Below are 22803 nucleotides of genomic sequence, written 5' to 3' on the forward strand. Positions count from 1 at the left end.
TTTTTTTAACTGAGGACGTATCGTTTTATTTCTTCTGACGACTATGATTTATTATTGGGGATAGTCTTGAAAAATAATAATTTCAACAATTCACAAAATACTGTTCTTACGGAGCTACATAGCGAGTTTGGACAATAATAACCTGATATTCTTTAAAACAAGTTCAGGCTCTTCCAGTTGAATAAAATGTCCGGACTTTACTGTCGTAATATGTGTAAAATCAGTAACCCCGACTTTAAGGAATTCCTTAGAATCGAACCAAAGCTTTCTATCCGTCGCATTATGCTCAGAATCAATTTTCATACTTGTTATTGCGATTACCGGAACGTCAGGTAAATTTGGCAATCCTGCGGCATATTTAAAATCATCGATTAGTTGCAGGGTTTCTAGTGCTATGCCTGAATTTGCACCATAAGTAGTTTTATAGGTAGTATAAAAGGAGTCTATCTGATTTTGCGTAAAATAGTTGTACTTTTCGTGAGAAGCATCAACAAACAGTAAGGCACCGATTTTTTCAGGATTTTTTATAGCATAATCCCTAATAATCAAGCCTCCTAAAGAATGCCCAACAAGTACTACTTTCCTGCCGTCTGCAAATTTATCCACGACTTTTCCCAGCTCGCTCGTTAATTTATTGATATTTCTGGGTTCAGTGTTAACTCCTGATTGGCCATAACCGGCTCTGTCATATAGTAAAACATCCGAATCTAAAAAATCAGAGATTGATAAAATCTCTGAGGATTTTCCGGTACTGTACCAGGACGTGTGATCATTCCCATGACCGGATTCAAAAACAACCAGATACTTTGATTTTTTTGATACCGTGTATGCCATCAGTTTATGAGTGCCTAAATCTACTGTAGAACCCGGATATTCGGGAGTATGTTTTTTATCATCGTCTGAGCACGAGACTAAAGAGACAGCAGCAATAGTAATTGTGAAAAGACATAATAGTCTCATTATGCCCGACATGTTTAGATTTGGTTTTCTTGTTGTTTTTTTTAAGATCATCAGTACTGCTTTAGTTTTTTAGAGTAAATTCGATACAAATATTAGTATTATTTACCCTCCCAAAGTTCTGATTTATGAATCCGAACCTATTTTAAAACAGCTGCAAACCGTAAATTCACTATTTGCAGGCAAAAAACGGCATACATGAACTATACTGAAGCTGTAGTAGCTTTTTTAAATTCAGAAGGAGTTTGACTGGTACTTTTCTTAAAGGTGGTATTAAAGACTGTTTTAGAATTAAAGCCAACTTCAAAAGCAATTCCAATTAAACTCAAGTGCTGCATTTTGGGATCCAGAATTTTCTTTTTTGCTTCTTCGATTCGATACCTGTTGATGAATTGATAAAAATTTTCATCAAAGCCTTTATTTATAATATACGAAAGCTGATGCGATGAAACATCCAATTGCGAACTCAATTTAAACAAGCTCAATTCAGGATCTAAGAAAGGTTTTTTATCGTCCATGATTTGAATTAAAATGGATTTCATTTCTTGTAAAGCAATATCAGAAATGACTTTTTTCTGGTTGTTTTCCAAACTGGAAGTCTGAGTTATGATGCTGTCAATTTCTATTTTTTCCTGTTGATCAGGCTGTAAAATTTCTTTTTGTTTTAAAGAAGAATAAGCAATAAAAAAAATTCCGACAAGATAAATCAGACTGGCAAAATGGTCAAATAAGATATTGGTTTTTGCTAATGTAAAGACAATGTCAATTAACCAGAGTCCTGTGATTAATAACACACAAATTACCACTTTCTGTAACCATTTTAAATTGATTGCATCAATGTTAGAAGCATATAAAAACAAGTTTTTTTGATAGATAGTGATTGCTCTGTAAGACATAATGCAATAGGAAATAACCTGAAAACAAAAAATGAAATTAAAAACAGTAATAACGATAGATTCATTTTCTTTGTCGGCAGCTGTAGGATGGTGATTTACGTTGATGAGTAGTGAAAGTAAAAGTAAAAGCAGCATCAAAAAAGCAAATGCAAAATGAAAATTATCTTTTACCCGCCATTTTCTATTGGGTCGAACAAAATAAATCACACTAAAATAAAAAACAGGAGCTACTATAAAATCTACTAAACCCAGCACATCGTTTATGAACATTCTTGTTTTCAGGAATCCCGTTTTTTCCAGGAGATCATTAAACTGAATAAGAAAAATACACAAAATAAAAGAACCAAACCATAGATGAACCCTGCCGCTTAATTGGTTATTGTTTGCAAAGATTAAAAATGCCAGCAATAAGGTTGTTCCCGCAACAAAGAAGCTGATTAGTTGATCCATATGAAAGCAATTTTTTAGGCTTGTAAAATGAGTTTATAGATTTTCTAAAAATACCTAAAACTCGTTAAATATGAAGAAAAAGATCTAAAAAAATGCATCTCACAATTTAAATCGACAACAGAGTAAACAGGCTGTTTTTTTATTTGAATAAATTTACTTAAGTTCCGTACTACTATTTATTAAAAAAGACCATCCATGATAATTGAATTGTTAGATAAAGATAAAAACATTATACAGTTAAAAAGTATTGATGAAATACCTGAAGACCTGAGTAATATAAACAGTCTGCAAATTATTAATTATAAAAAGTCGGATATTGCCACTTTTGAAAAACTTTTTACTATTGACACAACGATATTGAGCAATAGTGATGATATCGAAATAAGTTCGCATTATTTAGAAAAAGAAAGCCAGTTGGCTTTCAATTTTTCATTTCCCTATTTTACAGCTCATAATAAAATTGAAGAAGTAATTGTGTCTTTTATTCTGAAGGAGGAAATTATGTTTTCGTTTATGGATATTAATTTTGAGCAATTTATACCGGAAAATAAGAGACAGGAACATTTTGATAAAATAAAAAACCTGCCGTTTACGATCAATACTTTTCTCTTAATGATGATTGGAATCGTTCCCGATTATTTTGCAGATTTAACTGAAATCATCTCAAAAAATATTAAAACAATGTATTCCAGTCTGCAGAAAGAAAATGATTTTTCGGAGTATGGTTTAAATGAAATAACGGCGCTGAAATTTAACAACCTGCTGGTTAAGGAATCACTGAATGAATTTAGAAGAATTTTGCATCTGCTTAGAAAAAGCACGAAGCTTAGCCCTGAAATCAAAGAAACAATTTTACTGGAATTAAGCGATTTAACCGTAATTAATGAATATGTACAAAATAATTTTGAGCGTTTAGATGATCTGAAAGATTATATCGCTACCAAAATTGATCTGGAGCAAAATCGAATCTTTAAAACATTAACGATTATAACCATGTGTATTTCATTACCAATGCTTGTAGCTGGAATTTATGGCATGAATTTTAAAAATATGCCTGAACTGGAGTGGGAGTACGGCTATTTTTATGCCATAGCATTGATCCTTATTTGTTTTATTGTACCATTGATTTGGTTTAAACGAAAAAAATGGCTCCAGTGAAATAATTTATAATTAGTCTGCTGTTATAAATTGATGAAATAATATTTTTTTTTAACTATTTATATCTAGTGTTATACCTTATTTAATATTTATATTTGATATTGTTTACATATTATTAATTTAAAGATATTTATCATGGATAAAGCTATAAAACTAAAGGTCCGCAAGGAATTAGATAGTCAGCAGCAGTTGAATATTATTAAATTAAAAGGGACATTAATTTCGAGAGGCTACACAGAGATCATCCATATTTTGGATCAGGATGAAGAATTTCACATCAATTCTTTTGAAACGTCGGTTGAAAGCAGTACTGAGGTACGTGAATTTATCACAGAATTCATAAATAAAGAGAATCTTGCCGAAACGATTACTTTGTTTAGATAAATTACAGAAGGTGATGATCGACTAATCTATAGGACTGTACACGAGAACTTAAAGTATCACAGGCAATATTTGTTCGGTGATGCAGAAATTGTGAGCATTATTTAATTGTGAAATTCGGGATCGTCTGAAAGTTCTTCTATAAAATTAATTAGTTTTTTATAGTCGTATTGTTTAGGATAAAGGTATTGGTTAATACTAAATATCGGCGCGAAAAATAAATGGTTTTCTATATTGCAAGTGAACTGTTTACTCAGAATTTCTTTTATCACAATTTCATTTTCCCTTGTTATCGGGGTTGTAGGTAGTTTTCTTTCATCAGTATAGGTAAACCAATTGTATAGTCCCGTTATGAAAGCTTGCGGGCCTTCACTCAGATAAAGATACACGAGTTGCTCATGAACTGTTTTTGATTTTTTATATCCATAGTCTGCATGATTAAAATGGAAACGAACTTCTACACAAACCAAATCATGATAATTTTCCAAAATCTGCTCCATAATGAAATGGGCATTCCTGCTTTTAGCACTAAAGGGATTGACAATGAGTGTGATTTTTAATTTTGCGTTCCTGTTTCCAAGCGCTAGGACAGATGAAGAAGGCAAGTTTTGTTTTACTTTTTCCGACAAAAGCAAAACACTTTTAAAAGTCTCATAATGGTCAATAAACTGATTGCTTTTCAATAATGAGTCCTGCATTACCTGATATTTTATAAAAAAACTTTTCATACTGACCCATGACTACCTGTAAGGAGTATAAGAACCAAGAAAAAAAGGGATTGAAAAGAATATAGGGTTGAAGTGCTGCCATACAACAGCGCATAACAAATTTCAATTAAAAATAACAGGGAAACAAAAAGGCACGGTTTACAGAGATTTTCCTTGTTTGTCGATTCTGGTTTTTCGATAAGAAATACGGTATTGCACCACAACGACTTTAATTGTTTTTCAGAGACTTCAACGGTTGTATTGTCCCTATAGTAAGTGTAATTTCTTTTATTTTTTTTAATGAAATAAAATTGTGATTCCTTGCCTTCCTCTTTTAGTAGTACAGCAAAATTGTGAGGCAAAAGTTCGATTTCTGAAAATTCTGCCCGGATAACACCATTTTGGATATTAAAAAAACTTAAAGTATCGGTAATAGCTAACAGATAAGGATATTGCGGATGGGATTGAATTTGAATTTCGAATTCGTTTTTATCAATACAAATTCCTTCTTTTTCTAAATATTGATAAACGTAATTATATTCTTTGGTCATAGTTAACAGGTGCTTAAATCTCGTCAAAAAGTATCCGAATAGCGGCAATTCCGGTTTTGAAAATAATAATCAGGAGGGATACCCGAATACGTAAATGTATCAAAATTCTTTCAGAATATTCGCATGAAATATATACTTTTATACTGTATTTGAAATAAAACTATAGTTAGGGACGGGAAAATTCCACGGTATCATAATTAAACAATCACAACTCCGGCATTATCCGTTCCTAAAGCAATAAAAAAGAATAACAGTAGAAAAAAAAGGATAACTGAATCAGAAATATAAGGTTAAAATAAATGATTTATTTGTATGTTTATAGGAAAATGAAGCTGCAAATTCTAATAGTAAATAAGAAATGTTTAATCTGATAAAAAGGAATTCTGAAACTAAAAACGCCTACAGGCCGCACCCTGAGGCAATGATTATAACGTGTTTTTTTAACCCTCAGAACTCTCCCTACCGCATTAAGGCTTTCCAACTGTTTTATGAAAGTATCAAACAAGTCAACCATTCTGTCATCGAATGCGTCATTGGCAATACGTTACCACAGCTGGAAGAGAGCGAACATATTACAAGAGTATATACTGAGAATTTGCTTTGGCATAAAGAGTCTTTATTAAATAAGATTATAAGTGAATTATCGGTACAATACCAATACATTTTCTGGGTAGATGCCGACGTCCTGTTTACCAACCCAAACTGGATAGTGGAAGGGGTAGAAGCACTGCAGGATAATACTATAATTCAGCCTTTTGAATATGGTGTGTTTCTTGAAAAAGACCAACTAAAGCCGTCTTTTAATATGGATGATATAAAGGAAACCTATTTGCCAAATGCAGTCCACAATAAAGTGTGGCGCAGTTTTGCAGCTAACTACACCGATACGGAACTTTGGAAACATAAAATGTATAATAAGCACGGGCATGTGGGACTTGCCTGGGGTGCAAAAAGAGCGATATTGGAAGCCGTGCCATTGTTTGATAAGGCTTTAATCGGCGGAGCAGATCATGTTATAGCCCATGCAGCAGCCGGACAAATTCCACATCCTTGCATTACGGAAGATTTCAAAGGCAACATTGAACAGGTCAATTTATGGAGCCTTGATTTCTATAAGGTTACAGAAGGGAAAATTGGTTTTGTCCGGGGTGAGTTGTATCATTTATGGCACGGCGACATGGATAAAAGGCAGTATAGGGAAAGAAATGAATATAATGCTAACATAAAGGAAATCGTAAAGCGTGACGATAACGGATTATATGTAACCAATCAGGCTGATGACAGTTATATAAAAAATTATTTCAAGCAGAAAGAAGCTCCTGAAGAGAAAAAGCCCCATTTTTTTAAACGCTTGTTTACAAACAAATAACAGTTTATTAAACAGATTCTTCTAATGTAGGTGACCAGTATAAAAACGCTATAATTAATAAATACTATCTCACTTTACTTTGTTGTAAACGTTACCATAACCCACCTCTGATAATAAGTTAAAGCGGGAGCGCTTCTGATTGTCAGTGTCTTCTAATCTGAAAATCAGTGGCAGGCTTTTGACGTAAAAGTAATTTTTGTAAAAAGCAGACTGATAGATGGGCAGGAAATCGGAGCTCCAGATTTTCAATAAATTAGCTCCCGAATCCTTTGTTTCGGATATTTCAATTTTCATTTTGCTCAGGTAATACAAATACTCGCCTTCGGCAATACAGTCGACGGGTTTTCTTAAAATAGCAGTAGAAACAAATGCATCCAGTTTTTTTGACAGATTCCATAGTAAAGGCTGCAGGATGTCTTGATTGTACACCCTAAGGCGCGTTAACCAGGAGTTGTCTTCACGAAAATCATATTTATCAATGTAAAAGACGTCGGGAACCTGGTCCCAGTTTATCGTATTATTGGCGAAAATATTCCCCTTGTAATTGAGCAGATGGTAGAGCATAATTTCCAGTTTGCCTTTATAGCCAAACAATCCATTGTCCCATTTTAGCTCTCCGGCTGTACCTTCACAGAGTAAAAAATCAAAATGTGATTTTAAGTTTCCTTCCCGCTCTTCGTTAAGAATGATATGCTGCATGCTTTCAATTTCGCAGTGCAGTTTAAAAATATCTTCTTTTTCGAAAATAGAGGCCTGCTCAAAATTAGACTCATCAAATGCATAGTTCTTCTGCGAGGTAAAAATCAAATGATAATCCTTACTTTTTTTAAACAAATTATTGACGTAATCGTTATTTTTAAAGAGCATACAACATGCCGTTATAAAGTCGTGCCTGACACAAATAACGTCAAATTCATCCAGTAGGTCATCAGTCATGAACTCCCTGATCCTGCCGTATATGACATCCAGATCAGTTATGCCCCAAAAATCATAATCTTTCAGATAGGATGAAAATAGTATTCCAAATGCCGGTTTATAATCACACAATTTATAGGGCTTTTCTACGGCAATGTTAAAACCTAATTTTTCTGAAGCCAGACGGTTAAAATCGATGAGATTTAACGGTATAATTTTAACATTATCAGGAACGCTGTAAGTGAGTACATTATCTGTGAAAATAAAAAAATCAACTGTTGGATTGGATTCGCATGATTTTAGGAAAAATTTAAAAAACCAGGGAAAAGGTCCCATATAACAATTGATTAAAGCTATTTTTTTCATACTTCTGATTTAAAAAAACGATTGGAATAAGGACTAATAAATTTTCACGAGACTGTGCGAATATCATTACTAATAAGAATGCAACCTAAAAAATTAACGTTTCGTTAACTACTCCGGATTCCTACATTCCGACTCTGAGACACTACTATTTAAATGGATAGGCGAAACAGGTCATTAAAAAATACAAAGCAAAAAGTACTAAAAAACGTACAAAAACAAGCAATTGTTAAATTGATATTTTGTAAGTGTTTTTTTTGCGACTTGAATATAAAATTTGCACTATTTTTTTTGATATGTCAGATAATTAATATATTTAACAAAAGATTAACGATGCTGTTTTAACAACAACACGTTTTTTTAATTTTATTTACAAAATATTCTTACTTATTTACTTTTATAAACTTAAGTGCACATAAGTGGTAAAATTCATTATTGTAAGAATTGAAAAAAAATTATAACTATAAAAACAAAAAACTATGAAAAAGTTAAGTTTAAAAAATGCGGACATGCTTTCCAGAAAAGAGTTGAAAACAATCATGGGAGGATATGGCGGTTGTCCTGATGGAACTGCACCTTGTACTTGTAACGGTACTTCTTATGGATGTCAGACAGTAAGCAGCTGCTGGAATAAATGTTAAAAAATATTTAGAATTTACAACAGGCCATTTCGATGGCCTGTTGTTTCAAATAAAATTTATATGAAAATTTATTATGCTTTCCTTTTTATTTCTTTTTGTACTGTTGTAAATGCCCAAATTGTAAAAGTGGAAGGGGAGTTTGTAGAAGCAAAAGATTCAGTCGAAATTACATTTAATAAATCAGTTGATCTGGATAATAAAAATTACTGGATGAATGCTGATAAAACCCTTATAAAGAATAACAAATTCAGCAGGGAATTTAACTTTAGTACATCAGGCACAATAACAATAAATAATTCTGCCTATACCCCAAAAACAGAACTTATAGTTGATAAAGATTCAAAAATCAAAATACTGTTCAAAAAAGACAGTGGCGTTTTTAAAGTTGGTTTTGAAGGTACCAACGCACTGGGTCTGCAAGAACTAAATTCTTCTGCGATGTTCCGGTATAAAACATTAATGCCGATAATAACCGAATTTTTCAATGAATCTGCTTCTGTAAGCCAATTTTTTGAAAAAATAAGTACATTCCAATTACAGACCATAAAGAAATTTGATTTGCTTTATCAGGAGCATAAGATATCGGAGTCTTTTTACAGTATCGTCAGGAAAGAAACAGAGTTAGCTTTATTATTTGTTATTAATGATAAAGTCAGAGCCTTGAAAGAAGATACTGATCTCATAAACCAATCAAAATGGCCGGATAAAGATTTAAATGAAATAATTGTTCAGGCTGATAAAATGTACAATGCATTCGATAAAAAATACAATGAATGCAACGGGGCCCATAGGGTAGTGGTTATAGAACAGAAGTGTTATAATATATCCAAAGGAATTTTAGAGCAGAAGTTTAAGAATGAACTCGGACTTTGGAAAAAAGAACTGGATTATTACAGTTACGCTCCTTCTGACAGTCAGGAATTGATGATCACCAACAATATCAATTTTCTCGGATTTGAAAAGAGCAACTGCTCGTTCGAAAAATTTAAAAAAATATTCCCGAAAAGTCCCTATCTGAGTGTTCTCAAAAAACTCGATGATGAATTTAACCGTTCGCAACTGGCACCTTACACCTTAATGCATTATTCTTCTGCATCGGATGATGTAGCTGTAATAAGTACCACTAAATATGAGGGAATAAAAGATTTAATTGCTAAAAATTTCCCTAATAAAGCCGTTTTTGTTGATTTGTGGGCAACTTATTGTGCGCCTTGCAAGGCAGAATTCTCGTATTCAGAAGAGTTACGCGATTTTTTGGAAACAAAAAACATAGTAATGCTCTATGTCTCGGTAGATTCCAGGGAATTTAACCAAAAATGGCAACATGATATTTCTCAGTTCAAGCTGAGTGGGAATCATTATTTTGCTACTTACGAAGAACTGGATTCGCTTAAAAAATTACTGGACGAAAAAGTGGTGGCTATTCCGCGATATCTTTTGTTTAATCAAAAAGGGGAATTAGTCTTAAAAAATACTGAAAAACCATCAACCGGAAAAAAGCTCTACAGTCAGATTACCAGAGAGCTGCAATAAGAATAGTACACTGATTCATCTCTTCCAATTCTCCATGTGATATTTGAGAATTAAAGAGCGATCTGCAATTTTATAATGGCTGAAGAAAATAATCATGTCCAAATAAATTTAACAAATGACCAACGATTTCAATTATATTTTTCAATATTTAGACAAGGAAGGGGTTTATATCAATAAAGTCGAATTTGAGTATCAAATTCAATCGCATCCGGACTATCCTTCATTTTTAGCCGTTTCAGACACACTCACATTCTTTAATATTGCTAACGGTGTTCTTTCGGTCGGAATAGCTGAAATTGAATTATTGCCCGATCGTTTTGTGGCATTTCTGGAAATTGAGAAGGGACAGCCGCAGTTCTTTTTTATTGAAAAAAAGGACAGCACTTATTTTTACAGCCATAATAAAACCGCAACGGCATTATCCTTGCAGGAATTGCAACGCTTCTGGAAAAACAGGGTATTGCTGATCGAAAAATCCGGCGCAGATGCTGATCCACCAGCTACTACCGCCAAAAATTACTGGGTTTTGCCTGGTTTGTCGGTACTTTTATTGTTCGTTCTTCTTTTTCAATCGAAAGCCGGGCTGAATGCTAAGCTGTTCCTGGCTTTGCCTGCATTGGGCCTTTTTTTTTCATTTGCGGCGCTAAGAGATTTGTTCAGCCACAAGAGTGTGCTACTGGACAGTTTCTGCAATATGACTTCTACTGAAAGTTGTGAAAAGGTAACGCAATCTGCCAAATGGAAAATTTTTGAAACGGTTAGTTTTAGTGATTTAAGCCTGGTATTTTTCTCTTACCAGTTTATTTGCTTGTTGTTGTTCTTATTTATTGAAAATACCGAAGCTTATTTTGAAACACAAATACTTTTATTAACAATTGCCCTTCCGGTACTTTTTATCTCGCTGTATTATCAGAAATTTGTCGAAAAAATGTGGTGCCCGGTTTGTCTGGCTATTATTTCAGTCATTCTTTTGGAATTGGGTTATGTGTGGTTTTACTATAATTTTGATTTTAATGTTACAGCTCAGGCGATACTGATTTCTGCTTTTGTTTTTGTAACGGTTGCGCTGATTTGGTTTTCGCTAAAAAAACTATTACGACAACAAAAAGAACTGAAAGAATTTCATATTGCCGGCAATCGCTTTAAACGTAATTATGAAATTTTTAAAAATAACCTGCTGGCTTCCGAAATTTCAGCTAATAGCGAAATTGAGTCAGGCAGTATTATTTTAGGAAATAAAGATGCATCGTTAAAAATTATAGTGGTCACGAGCCCTTTTTGCAGTTTTTGCGCCGAAGTCCACACGGTTATCGAAGAAATCTTGTCAAAATATTCCGATTTAGTATCTTTTGACCTGCGTTTCAATTTTAATGAAGTAAATAATGATGCCAGATCCCAAAGAGTGCATCAGAAATTACTGTCTGTTTATTACAATTACGGTCAGGAAGCTTTCAGGGATGTTCTGCATCAATGGTTTACCGATTTTGCTACAAAAGATGAAAAAATAATGGACCGGCCGGGAATAATGCCGCATGATGATATAAGCATACAGGAAATTCTAAAGGAACAGTTCCTGTGGAATCAGGCTAATGATGTGGCTTACACGCCGTCAATGTTCATTAATGGATATGTTTTTCCAAAACATTACGAAAGGAAAGATTTACTTCACTTTATAATAGACCTATCGGAAGATGAGTGTTTTATTACTGAACGAATTAAAATTCAGGTATAGTTGTATGGGCTTAACGGATAAAATTACGGTCTTAAAATCTGCTTTACCTCCAAAAAAGTTTTAAGCCGCAATGCCATGGTAGGAGACAGCCCTGCGTTACCGTTTATAATATTAGAAATATCTAAATTTGACTATCTGACAATTGCGCAATTTGCGCACCAAAAGTTTTCTTCCTTAACACCTTCCGTTTTTAAAATTTCTTCAGGATATACGTTTTCCATTTTTCTTTCTCTATCTCAAATGTTTTAAAATTAAGTACTATAACCACTACTTGATCTTCATTTAAACGCAATAAAAAATTGATTCATGTTCTTATAGTTTATATTTTTGCCGTTATGAATGATAATTTTATAAATGAATATTTTGGGATAGGAATACAAAATGGTAAAACGCCTGAAAATTTAGGTGTTTTGTGGCGATCGGCTCAAAACTTAGGCGCTACTTTTATATTTACCATAGGTAATCGATATGCCAAACAAGCCTGTGATACTCATGATGCTGTAAAAGCAATTCCTTATTTTCATTATGATACTTTTGAAGCTTTTTTTGAAAACTTACCTAAAGGAGCGAGATTGGTAGGTGTTGAATTAGATAAAAAAGCCTCCGATTTAGAGACCTTTGAACATCCAAGACGCTGTGTTTATTTATTAGGAGCAGAAGATCATGGGCTATCCAAAAAAGTAATGGATAAATGCCATCATCTGGTGAAGTTTAAGTCAGAAAAAAGCTTAAATGTGGCTGTGGCCGGAACTATTATTATGTACGACAGAAACTTACCTAAACCACGTTCGTAAATAACAGTTGATCTTTTATAGTGCTAATGTTGCGTAAAAACAGGTAATGTCTTTTAGGCTCAATACTGAGGCTTAAAAGTTATAGGACAAATTGTTTTGCAGCCTTAAAGCAAATCTCTCATGCCACCTGAAGCGACCGGCAGTTGTGCAAAGACTTTTTCTACTTTGTACAATTCTTCTAATTTGGCATATCATGTTTACAAATGTCAATTTCTTATGAATCTAAAAGCAAATTTCCTTATCTGATCTGATAGCATAAATTTTTAATTTTAGGGGTTATTTTTAAACTCTTCCCAATCTGTTTTTTTCGTTCAAAGACGGGCAGATTTGATGTTTTTAGGATAAAAAGAGAGTAACTCAAAAGGATACATTTTATTTTTTTGTAAAATATGTCTATGAATTTGATTAATAAGTCCATCTTAAAATGATGCATTAGGTATAATTTTATTTTCAATTCAATAGTCCTTTTAAAGCAGTTTGAACTTCAATGAATAAAATAGTTGGTTATAAGTAACAGATTTCTTGTTTGTTTTTTGTTTGTAGGGAGATTAATAAAAAAATTAATCTCCCTTGTTTTTTGTGTAGACTAAAAAAGGATGATAATTTAATAAATGTACAACTATATGGAAAGAGAGAATTTGAAAATTAAAAGTGGTAACCCCTCAAAAACGGTAGTCCTTTTTTTTGTGCTGTTATTTTTATTAGTAGCCAAAGGGTATTGTCAAAATGGAGAAAACACAAAAAGTTCCATAGCCGTGTTAGAAAGACTGATTGGTGATCGTGCGAAAGATTTCGATTTATATATTATTGAAAGTAACGATCAAATTGGTTCTGATTCGTTTGAGGTGGAAACAACTGGAAACAGAATAAAAATCAGAGGGACATCTAATGCCTCAATCTGTTATGGGGCCTATACCTTTCTTAGAGATATTGGGTCTGTTTTAGTAAGTTGGGAAGGAAACAGAATTAATCTTCCTAAAGTCTGGCCTAAGTATTCGAAAAAAGTAAGCACGCCATTTCAATACAGGGAGTATTTAAATGCCTGTACATTTGGTTATACCACACCATGGTGGGATTGGAAATCTTGGGAAAAAGAAATAGACTGGATGGCTCTTCACGGTATTAACCTGCCTACAGCAATGGAAGGTCAGGAAACCGTTTGGAAGTTGTTATGGAAAGAATACGGATTGACCGAAACTCAATTAGAAGCCCATTTTGCAGGACCTGCCTTTTTACCATGGCAGCGTATGGGAAATATTAACAGTCTTGAAGGGCCACTGCCGCAGGAATGGTTCAGTAAAAAGGAAGAGCTTCAAAAGAAAATCTTAGATAGAATGAGAGCATTAGACATGCATCCTGTCGTACCTGCTTTTAGTGGTTATGTACCCAAAGCTTTTGCTGAAAAATACCCGGAAGCCAAAATAAGCGAATTAAAATCATGGTCCGGAGGTGGTTTCGAAAGTACTTTTCTTCTGGATTCCAAAGATCCTTTATTTAAAAAAATAGGAAAACGCTTTATTGAAATTTATACCAAAATTTACGGGAAGTCTAATTTTTATTTAGCAGATTCTTTTAACGAGATTACACCACCGGTTTCTGAGAATAATAAATATGAAGAACTTTCAAATTACGGAAGCGAAATTTATGAAACTATTAATGAAGCAGCACCGGGTGCAGTCTGGGTGATGCAGGGATGGCTCTTTGGAGATAACAAAGAATTCTGGACAAAAGAAGCTACCAGCGCATTTCTGAGTAAAGTGCCAAATGACAGATTGATGATACAGGATTACGCAAATGACAGATATAAAGTATGGGAAAATCAGGAAGCCTTTTATGGAAAACAATGGACGTACGGTTATGTGCATAATTATGGCGGATCGAATCCTGTCTATGGAGATTTAAATTTTTACAAAAATGAATTAACGAGTTTATTGAAAAATCCAAATAAGGGGAATGTTGTTGGTTATGGAGTAATGCCGGAAGGTTTAAATACGAATTCAATTGTTTATGAATATATTTATGATCTTCCGTGGAACCAGGGAAATGAACCTGTAAAGGAATGGCTAACTAAATATTTAAATGCCAGATACGAACAAAAAACTTCTGCAACTGTTTTTAAGGCTTGGGAATTGTTGCTGGAATCAGTTTACAGTACTAAATACTGGGAACCCCGTTGGTGGAATGATAGGGCTGGAGCGTATTTGTTGTTTAAACGTCCGACGGTGATGGTTACAGAATTTAAAGGACACCCTGGAGATAAGAAAAAACTGAAAGAGGCTTTAGATATTCTAGTCAAAGAAGCGAAAAAATACAATAAAAAGAATTTTATTCATTACGATTTAATAGATGCTTCAAGACATTACCATTCACTTTGTATTGATGAAGATTTAATTGAATGTGTAAAAGCATATCAGCAAAAAGATATAGCAAAAGGAGATCAACTATTAAAAAAAATAGAGAAACAAGCTCTGGATGTAGATCATATGATTTCTAAGCAACCTTTAAACAGTCTGGATTATTGGATAAAATCTGCTTCTGACTACGGAAGTTCACCCGAAGTATCTAATTTGTACGTAAAAAACGCAAAAACACTGATTACGCTTTGGGGAGGAGAAGGCCATTTGAATGATTATGCTTCCAGATCCTGGCACGGAATGTATAAGGGATTTTACTGGCCAAGATGGAAAATGTTTTTAGAGGCATTAAAAAAGTCAGCAGTTAATACTACTCCATTTGATGAGATCAAAGAAAGAGAATCAATTAAAGATTGGGAAACTAACTGGTCAAAAAGCAAATAAAAAAAAGTACTGAGACTTTGATTAATAGGTATTTAAACAAAACTTTACCGAATCTTTATACTATCATCTTAAGTATACGAAATATATGAGATGAAATTTTTACGAAATCGATTAATTAATAAGTTTTTAACTATAGATTTTTTAAAAAACAACCTTGTCAAACCTTGCTATTATTGACTTTAAAGGAATTATCCATGTTTATGAATAACCTGTCCATTTCTTAACATTTCTTTACCAGTAATTTCGTCAATACTAATTAACCAATTAACCAATATTTACAATGGAAAAACTTAAACTTTTATTATTAGCCTTCTTGTTTGGCTTCTCAATTAATACTTGGGCACAAAAAACAGAAGTGTCTGGTGTAATTTTAGATGACAAAGGCATTCCACTGCCTGCCGTAAATGTACTCGAGAAAGGTACAACTAATACAGTAACAACAGATTTTGATGGGAAATTTAAAATTTCGGCATCAAACAAAAATGCCACGCTAATACTATCTTATATTGGATTTGATGATCAGACTTTAAAATTAGACGGAACAAAAACTAACTATTCGATCAAATTACAGCCTAACACTACCAATTTAGAACAAGTTGTCGTAGTGGGTTACGGAAAAGGGTCTCGAAAAAACCTTACTACCTCTGTAACTTCTATTAAAGGCGAGGAACTAAATCGAGGAGCAATCAGCGATGTTGGACAGCTTTTACAGGGTAAAGTTTCCGGTTTGAATATTTCATCAAGCGGTGACCCTACAAAAACGGCTTCTGTAGTTTTGCGTGGAGCTTCTACATTAAACAGCTCCCAAGGACCATTTTATGTAATTGATGGTATTCCGGGAGTTGATATCTCTGTAATCTCACCAGATGATATTGCCTCTATCGACGTGCTTAAAGATGCAGCGGCAACGGCAATTTATGGTAACCGTGGTGCAAATGGAGTTATCATGGTAACCACAAAAAAAGGAAGTAAGGGTAAAACGCAGATTGCATACAATGGTTATGTTGGTTGGGAAGAAGTTTCAAATAATCTTGACATGATGAATGCAGATCAGCTGAGAGCTTTTACAACTAAAAACAATTTGAATTTTACTCCGGAAAATGATAAAGGTGCTAAAACAAACTGGCAAAAAGAAATTTTAAGATCAGGACGTGCAGCATCAAGCAGCCATAACTTATCGATGAGCGGTGGCGGAGATCATGGAAACTATACAGCAAGTATTACTTCTCTTAATAAAGAAGGAGTAATGTTAAAAAGTGACTTTTCTCGTATTATTGCCCGTTTATCTGTTGAACAATTTGCTTTTGATGATAAGGTTAAATTTGGTTTAAACGTTACTAATTCCAGCACAAAATATCAAAATGTACCACAGAGAAATACTGTTCTTTTGCAGGCAGCAAGTTATCTCCCTGTTTCTCCGGTAAGAAATGCTGATGGAAGTTTTTTTGAAAATTTTACCAGTCCGGGATATTTTAACCCGGTAGCTTTAATTGAACATGGTACTGATGAAACTAAAACGGATAACCTTGTAGGTAACCTTACTGCAGAAGTAAAACTTCCGTTTGGATTTACGTATAATTTAAATGTTGCACACCAAAGATTAACTGCGTCTCATGGAGAATTTTATGACAGTTATTATTCACAATACAACAGTGCCAACTTTTACAATAACCCAGATCCACCTTTGACAAAAACACTGGTTAATTTTGGTATAAATGGTTCTGCATTGAGAAATTCTTACGAAACCAGAAACAATATCATTGAAAGGTTCCTTACCTGGGATAAAACATTAGGAGAGCATAAAATAAAAGCTGTGGCTGGTTACTCCTGGCAGGAAAATACATTAGGGGACGGATTTCAGGCTACAACAACTAATTTTCCCGTAAACAATGTGGGCTATAACAACCTTGCATTAAGTAATTATACTTCAGTAAATGGTTATGTAGTAAATTTTGGAGACAGTAAAGCATATCAAAAAACGCGTCTGATAGGTGAATTTTTGCGTGTAAACTACAATTACAAAGACAAATACCTTTTGCAGGGAACCATCAGAAGAGATGGAGGTTCTATGTTTGGCGTAAACAACCGCTGGGGATACTTTCCTTCTGTAGGCGGGGCATGGAGAGTAGACAAAGAGAGCTTTATGCAGAATCAAAAGATTTTCAGTGATTTAAAATTCCGTGGTAGTTATGGAATAACAGGAAATTCATCAGGATTTAATGCTTACACGGCTCAGTTTATTTCAGGAAGTTTAGGTACTCTTTATTATAACGGACAGCAAATTGGTGCATATGGCCCTAATCAGGCAGCTAATCCTGATTTGAAATGGGAAAAGACAGCTACAGCAAATATTGGCGTTGATTTCTCAATCTTAAACGGTAAAATAACAGGTTCTGTAGATGTGTACGACAAGAAAACAACAGATATGATTTTTAACTACTCTGTTAATCCGGTACTTGTGCCTGTAGGTACAATTGTAGCCAACGGGGGAGCAATGTCGAATAAAGGTATCGAACTTAGCTTAGGCGCAGCTATTATTAAATCAGCAGATTTTAGCTGGTCAACAAATCTGAATCTGGCGAGCAATAAAAATAAGATTGTTAAATTAACCAATCCTTTTTTTATAGGAGGCGATTCAATTCGACGTGTACAGCCTGACGGAGGCGGACAAACAGGAAGTACTTTACAGATTTTTAAAGAAGGAAGACCTCTTGGGCAATTTTTTACCCTTAAATATGCAGGGAAAAATGAAAATGGAGTTTCACAGTATTACGACAAAAACGGAAATCTAACGACTACACCATTAAATGGAGTAGATTATCATTATGTAGGAAGCGCGCAGCCAAAACTATTGTTAGGCTGGGGAAATAACTTTCAATACAAAAAATTTGATTTAAGCATTTTCTTCAGAGGAGTGTTTGGTAATAAAATTTTTAATGCTACACGTGCCGATTTGTTTAGACCGAGTACCGCAATGACTACGAATATTTTAGTTGATGCAGGAAACGAATCGCCAAACGACCTTAACTCTTACAAGTATTCTTCTCGTTTTATAGAAGACGGAAGTTACCTAAGATTAGACAATATTACTTTGGGGTATAATTTTGGAAAAGTAGGCAGATACATAAGCAGTGTACGCATTTATCAAACGATAAATAATCTGTTTGTAATTACTAAATATTCGGGAATTGATCCGGAAGTTGAACAGGGAGGAACTGCTCCTGGTGTAGATTCAAATAACTTCTATCCAAAAACCAGAACGTATATGTTTGGTTTAAACGTGATATTCTAAAAATTAAACTCTAAAAATCATGAAAAAGATATTAAAATATATAGCACTTCCAATGCTTATGGCCGGTATAATATGGTCTTGTGAAGATCTTGATGTGCCAATTACAACACAGCTTACACCTGAAGTGTTTCCTCAAAACAATACACAATACATTCAGGTAACAGGACCTGTCTATGCAGCTTTTCGCGGCGAGTATTCATTTGCCTGGTGGTGGTCGCAGTCTTTATCTACAGATGAGGCGATTTTACCTTCAAGAGGAGGAAACTGGTTCGACAACAGAAATTACATTGCAATGCATTATCATGACTGGAATGCAGATAATGGCATCATAGGAAGTCTTTGGGACTGGTCTTCTAAAGTAATAGGATCCAGTAACCAGGCCATTTCAATTTTGAATCAGACTATGCCGGAAGGTTCCAATAAATCAACTTTGATTTCCGAATTAAAAACCATGCGTGCTATTTCCTATTTTATGTTAATGGATAGTTACGGAGATGTGCCGCTCGATACAGTTTACGGAGATTTTGGTTCTCATGCCAAGACTCCAAGAAAAGATGTTTTTGTTTTTATTGAAAAAGAATTAAAGAAAGCACTTCCTAATTTAAATCCTGCATCAGGAATTACAACTTATGGCAGACCAAACAAACAGACTGCTAATGCTTTGCTGGCAAAATTATATTTGAATGCTGAGGTATATGCGGGAGCACAGCGTTATAATGAATGTATTGCAGCTTGTGATGAGGTAATTAATTCTAACTTATATGCTGTTGAACCAAGAGCAACTTATCTTCAAATGTTTTATCCTGCTAACGGACCACAAATGAAGGAATTCATTTTTGCAGTTCCTTATGATCCGGCTGCAGTTACAGTTGGCTACAACGGACAAATGTATCACGCACGTTATGATGTACCTCGTTCTGAAAGAACTAAGTTTGGTCTTCCTTATACGCCAAGTGCACCAAGAAGTACTCTTCCGGAGTTCTATGCTAATTTCAATGATGTAAATGATATTCGCAACAAACAATGGCTTACAGGCCTGCAGTACATGAATGATGGCGTTACCCCGGTGATGGTTACGACAACTAAAAAAGGATATGATCAATTTTATACAGGATCTGACGGAGGTGCGGCCTATACTTATCAGGTAAATTTAACGCCGGATATTATCCTTCGTCAAAGTGTAACCTTATTCGATCTTGGAAATGATGAAATTGCCTGGAACATTGGATATAGAAATATTAAATTCTACCCGGATGCGACTTCAACAAATCGTAACCAGAATAACGACGTTCCTTTCCTGCGTTATTCAGATATTCTTTTAATGAAAGCAGAATCAATTCTTCGGGGAGGAACAGTAACCTTAGGGCAAAGTGCAGATGCATTAGTAAATATGGTTCGTTCTAACCGAACAACATCCTCAGCTTTGAGCGGTGTAACTTTAGAAGAACTTTACAAAGAAAGATCCCGCGAGTTTACCTGGGAAGCCTGGCATAGAAATGATATGATACGTTTTGGGAAATATGAAGGGCAATGGGGATACAAAACCAATACAGATGTTTATCGCCGTGTTTTCCCAATTCCAACCAATGCTATGATTTTAAATCCGGCCCTGACTCAGAACGAGGGATATTAAAAATAATTTTAATTAGGAAAAGGAGAGAAAAGTCAAAAAAATCACCCTTTTTAACAAAGAACAGCTGATTTGTTCAGTTGTTGACGAGAATGTTTAGTTTGATTTTTTGAATGAAGACAAAGCTTAATTGAATGCCGTTCCAAAAATCAATGAAAGATTAAGCTTTGTAACATTCTTTTCAATTTCTGTTTTCAGAATACATTATAATCCAATAATTCTCAGGTAAATCTTTTGCCTTATATTTTCGTTTCAGTAATAAATCAGTATAAAATATCCTGTACAAACCAATATTGCCCCCACAATCAGCAGAATAATGGAATTAAATAAAATCTATAAAACAGGACGCATTGGAATAGGTTTAACTCTTATCTTTTTAGTGTCGTGCAATGCTCAGAAAACTATTTCTTTAAAAAAGAAACAGTTTTCTGATATGGTTTATCCGTTGTTGGACACCGAAAATTCAAGATGGTTTTACTTTTCATCAGCAAGCCGTCCGTTTGGGATGGTAAACTTAAATCCCGATACAGAAATCAACAGCGATTGGGGAGGCGGCTATAAATATACGACAGATACCGTTAAAGGTTTTAGCCATGTTCATGAATGGCAGATGTCTGGTGTATCGATAATGCCCGTAACACTAGCAGCTAAGGACAAGCAAACTATTTTTAAAGATTTTTATTCCGGATTCAGTCATAAAAACGAAACAATTACACCGGGCTACCATTCCGTAAAATTGGATAGATATCAGATAACGGCAGAATTAACCAGCACGCTGAGAGTTGGTTTTCACAAATATACTTTTCCTGTAAAGGCACAAAAAGCAATTCTTTTTAATCTGAATACTATTTTGGGACCTTGTGAAAATACTAATGGGAAATTAGAAAAAAATAATGATTATGAACTTTCAGGATCATTAGTTTTGGGGACCAATTTTAGACGTCCAAAACCACTAACCGTATTTTTTAAAATTAAAACAAATAAGCCGGTTACTTTTATCGAAAGGGATAATGTAACCGGTAATTATTTGGTTAATCTAAATAAAACAACCGAACAGCTACTGATGAAAGTCGGCATTTCTTATACTTCAATTGAAAGTGCCAATAACAATATTGAAACCGAATTAGCCCATTGGGATTTTAATAAAACAGTTGCGGATTCCAGAAAAGAATGGAGCAGTTTATTAGGAAGAATAAAAATAGAAGGCGGAACAGAAACCGATCAAAGAAGATTTTATACCGATCTCTGGCATGCGCTGCAAGGGAGAAAAATGATCAGTGATGCAAATGGAACTTATCCTGATAATACAGGAGACAAATTCAGGGTCGGACATTTACCTTTAGATGCTGACGGAAAACCCAAATTCAATCATTATAATTCAGATGCTTTTTGGGGAGCACAATGGACGATAAATAATCTTTGGGGACTGGTGTATCCTGAAATTATGGAAGAATTTGTATATTCCCTAATGCAATATTATAAAGATGGCGGTATAATTCCGCGAGGGCCTGCAGGAGGAAATGATACCTATGTAATGACAGGAGCTTCGGCAACGCCTTTTATCGTAAGCGCCATTCAAAAAGGAATTGTAAAAAAAGATTTAGAAGAGATTTATATTGCACTCAAAAAAAATCATATGCCTGGCGGTATTATGGAAAAGGCAGGATACGAACACAACACCAATATCGGCGGCGGATTAAAATACTATTTAGAAAAAGGATATGTCCCTTATCCGCTTCCGGAAGGTCACTTCGGAAGCCATGAAGACGGTGCAAGCCAGACTTTAGAATATGCCTATCAGGACTGGACTTTGGCGCAACTGGCTAAAAAACTAGATCATGAAGAAGATTACAATTATTTCATGAAAAGATCAAAAAATTACCAAAATGTATTTGACAGCAGCACAGGATGGATGCGCCCCAAAAACGTGGAAGGGAAATGGCGCGAAAATTACGATCCCTATCAATATGAAAATGGATTTATAGAATCGAATGGAGCACAATCAACCTGGTTTGTGCCGCATGATATTGAGGGTTTGGCAGTTTTAATAGGCGGAAAAGAAAAGGCTGTCGCAAAATTAAATGCACAATTTGAAACAGCTAAAAACCAAAATTACATTTCTGGTACTTCACACGATGCAGAATTACATCCGGAATTTAGCAGAATCCCCGTCAATTTCGGGAATCAGCCTTCTATGCAGACATCCAATATTTTTACCCTGTTAGGAAGACCAGATTTAACACAATACTGGACAAGAAACGTAGTAAAAGAAACTTTCAGCGGATTATCTCCGGCAACGGGTTATAACGGTGACGAAGATCAGGGATTAATGGGGAGTCTCAATGTATTGCTTAAAGTCGGATTATTTCAAATGAATGGCGGCACAGACAAAGATGCCGTGTATCAGATAGGAAGTCCTTTATTCAATAAAATTTCGATTGACCTAAATCCGAAATATTATTCAGGCAAAACATTTGTAATTAAGGCCGCCGGTAACAGCACCGAAAATGTTTACATAAAAGACCTGAAATTCAACCATAAAAAAGTACAAAATTTTAGTCTTTCACATCAGGATATTACTAACGGAGGTGAACTAATCTTAGAAATGTCGAATAAACCAAACCCTTAAGGTTGTA

Annotated in this window: 16 protein-coding genes; 11 read left to right on the forward strand and 5 right to left on the reverse strand. The window is 34.4% G+C overall.

Features of this window, described 5'->3' with window-relative positions; all coding sequences use genetic code 11:
• Positions 1-114: 114 nt before the first annotated feature.
• Together EV142_RS19600 and EV142_RS19605 are read right to left on the reverse strand one after the other, a co-directional pair.
• Positions 115-960, reverse strand: a complete 846-nt coding sequence (locus EV142_RS19600) for an alpha/beta fold hydrolase (RefSeq protein WP_158286351.1) — start codon at positions 958-960, stop codon at positions 115-117.
• Positions 961-1160: 200 nt separating this feature from the next.
• Positions 1161-2303 (reverse strand): helix-turn-helix domain-containing protein, encoded by a 1143-nt coding sequence (locus EV142_RS19605; RefSeq protein WP_132037542.1) that lies wholly within the window; start codon positions 2301-2303, stop codon positions 1161-1163.
• Positions 2304-2498: 195 nt separating this feature from the next.
• Here EV142_RS19605 and EV142_RS19610 point away from each other — a divergent pair, with 195 nt between their 5' ends.
• Both EV142_RS19610 and EV142_RS19615 read left to right on the forward strand, forming a co-directional pair.
• On the forward strand, positions 2499-3461 hold the full coding sequence (locus tag EV142_RS19610) for a CorA family divalent cation transporter (RefSeq protein ID WP_132037543.1): 963 nt from the start codon (positions 2499-2501) through the stop codon (positions 3459-3461).
• A gap of 135 nt (positions 3462-3596) precedes the next feature.
• A complete protein-coding gene (locus EV142_RS19615) occupies positions 3597-3845 on the forward strand; it encodes a hypothetical protein (RefSeq protein ID WP_132037544.1) in 249 nt (82 codons plus the stop codon).
• 101 nt (positions 3846-3946) lie between these two features.
• Here EV142_RS19615 and EV142_RS19620 read toward each other — a convergent pair whose 3' ends face one another.
• Together EV142_RS19620 and EV142_RS19625 are read right to left on the reverse strand one after the other, a co-directional pair.
• On the reverse strand, positions 3947-4540 hold the full coding sequence (locus EV142_RS19620; RefSeq protein WP_132037545.1) for a hypothetical protein: 594 nt from the start codon (positions 4538-4540) through the stop codon (positions 3947-3949).
• Between the two features lie 26 nt (positions 4541-4566).
• Positions 4567-5100, reverse strand: a complete 534-nt coding sequence (locus EV142_RS19625; RefSeq protein ID WP_132037546.1) for a hypothetical protein — start codon at positions 5098-5100, stop codon at positions 4567-4569.
• Positions 5101-5458: 358 nt separating this feature from the next.
• Between EV142_RS19625 and EV142_RS19630 the strand changes: the two genes are divergently transcribed.
• Complete coding sequence (locus tag EV142_RS19630) at positions 5459-6469, forward strand: hypothetical protein (RefSeq protein ID WP_132037547.1); 1011 nt, start codon at positions 5459-5461, stop codon at positions 6467-6469.
• A gap of 69 nt (positions 6470-6538) precedes the next feature.
• Here EV142_RS19630 and EV142_RS19635 read toward each other — a convergent pair whose 3' ends face one another.
• Positions 6539-7750 carry a DUF6625 family protein gene (locus tag EV142_RS19635; protein WP_132037548.1) on the reverse strand — a complete coding sequence of 404 codons (1212 nt, stop codon included), beginning with the start codon at positions 7748-7750 and terminating at the stop codon, positions 6539-6541.
• A 476-nt stretch (positions 7751-8226) separates the two neighbouring features.
• Here EV142_RS19635 and EV142_RS24110 point away from each other — a divergent pair, with 476 nt between their 5' ends.
• The 8 genes from EV142_RS24110 (at position 8227) to EV142_RS19670 (ending at position 22796) form a co-directional block, all read left to right on the forward strand.
• Positions 8227-8388, forward strand: coding sequence for a hypothetical protein (locus EV142_RS24110; RefSeq protein ID WP_158286352.1), 162 nt, complete (start codon positions 8227-8229; stop codon positions 8386-8388).
• Between the two features lie 60 nt (positions 8389-8448).
• Entirely contained in the window at positions 8449-9921 is a 1473-nt protein-coding gene (locus EV142_RS19640) for a TlpA family protein disulfide reductase (protein WP_132037549.1), read from the forward strand.
• Between the two features lie 115 nt (positions 9922-10036).
• Complete coding sequence (locus EV142_RS19645) at positions 10037-11653, forward strand: thioredoxin domain-containing protein (RefSeq protein ID WP_132037550.1); 1617 nt, start codon at positions 10037-10039, stop codon at positions 11651-11653.
• A 335-nt stretch (positions 11654-11988) separates the two neighbouring features.
• Complete coding sequence (locus EV142_RS19650) at positions 11989-12447, forward strand: RNA methyltransferase (protein WP_132037611.1); 459 nt, start codon at positions 11989-11991, stop codon at positions 12445-12447.
• Positions 12448-13070: 623 nt separating this feature from the next.
• Positions 13071-15245: an alpha-N-acetylglucosaminidase gene (locus EV142_RS19655; protein WP_132037551.1), complete on the forward strand. Its 2175-nt coding sequence runs from the start codon at positions 13071-13073 to the stop codon at positions 15243-15245.
• 280 nt (positions 15246-15525) lie between these two features.
• Entirely contained in the window at positions 15526-18537 is a 3012-nt protein-coding gene (locus tag EV142_RS19660) for a SusC/RagA family TonB-linked outer membrane protein (protein ID WP_132037552.1), read from the forward strand.
• A gap of 19 nt (positions 18538-18556) precedes the next feature.
• Positions 18557-20170, forward strand: coding sequence for a RagB/SusD family nutrient uptake outer membrane protein (locus tag EV142_RS19665; protein ID WP_132037553.1), 1614 nt, complete (start codon positions 18557-18559; stop codon positions 20168-20170).
• Positions 20171-20483: 313 nt separating this feature from the next.
• Entirely contained in the window at positions 20484-22796 is a 2313-nt protein-coding gene (locus tag EV142_RS19670; RefSeq protein ID WP_132037554.1) for a GH92 family glycosyl hydrolase, read from the forward strand.
• The last annotated feature ends 7 nt before the right edge of the window (positions 22797-22803 follow it).

The sequence above is a fragment of the Flavobacterium circumlabens genome (genome assembly GCF_004345565.1).
GTDB lineage: Bacteria > Bacteroidota > Bacteroidia > Flavobacteriales > Flavobacteriaceae > Flavobacterium > Flavobacterium circumlabens.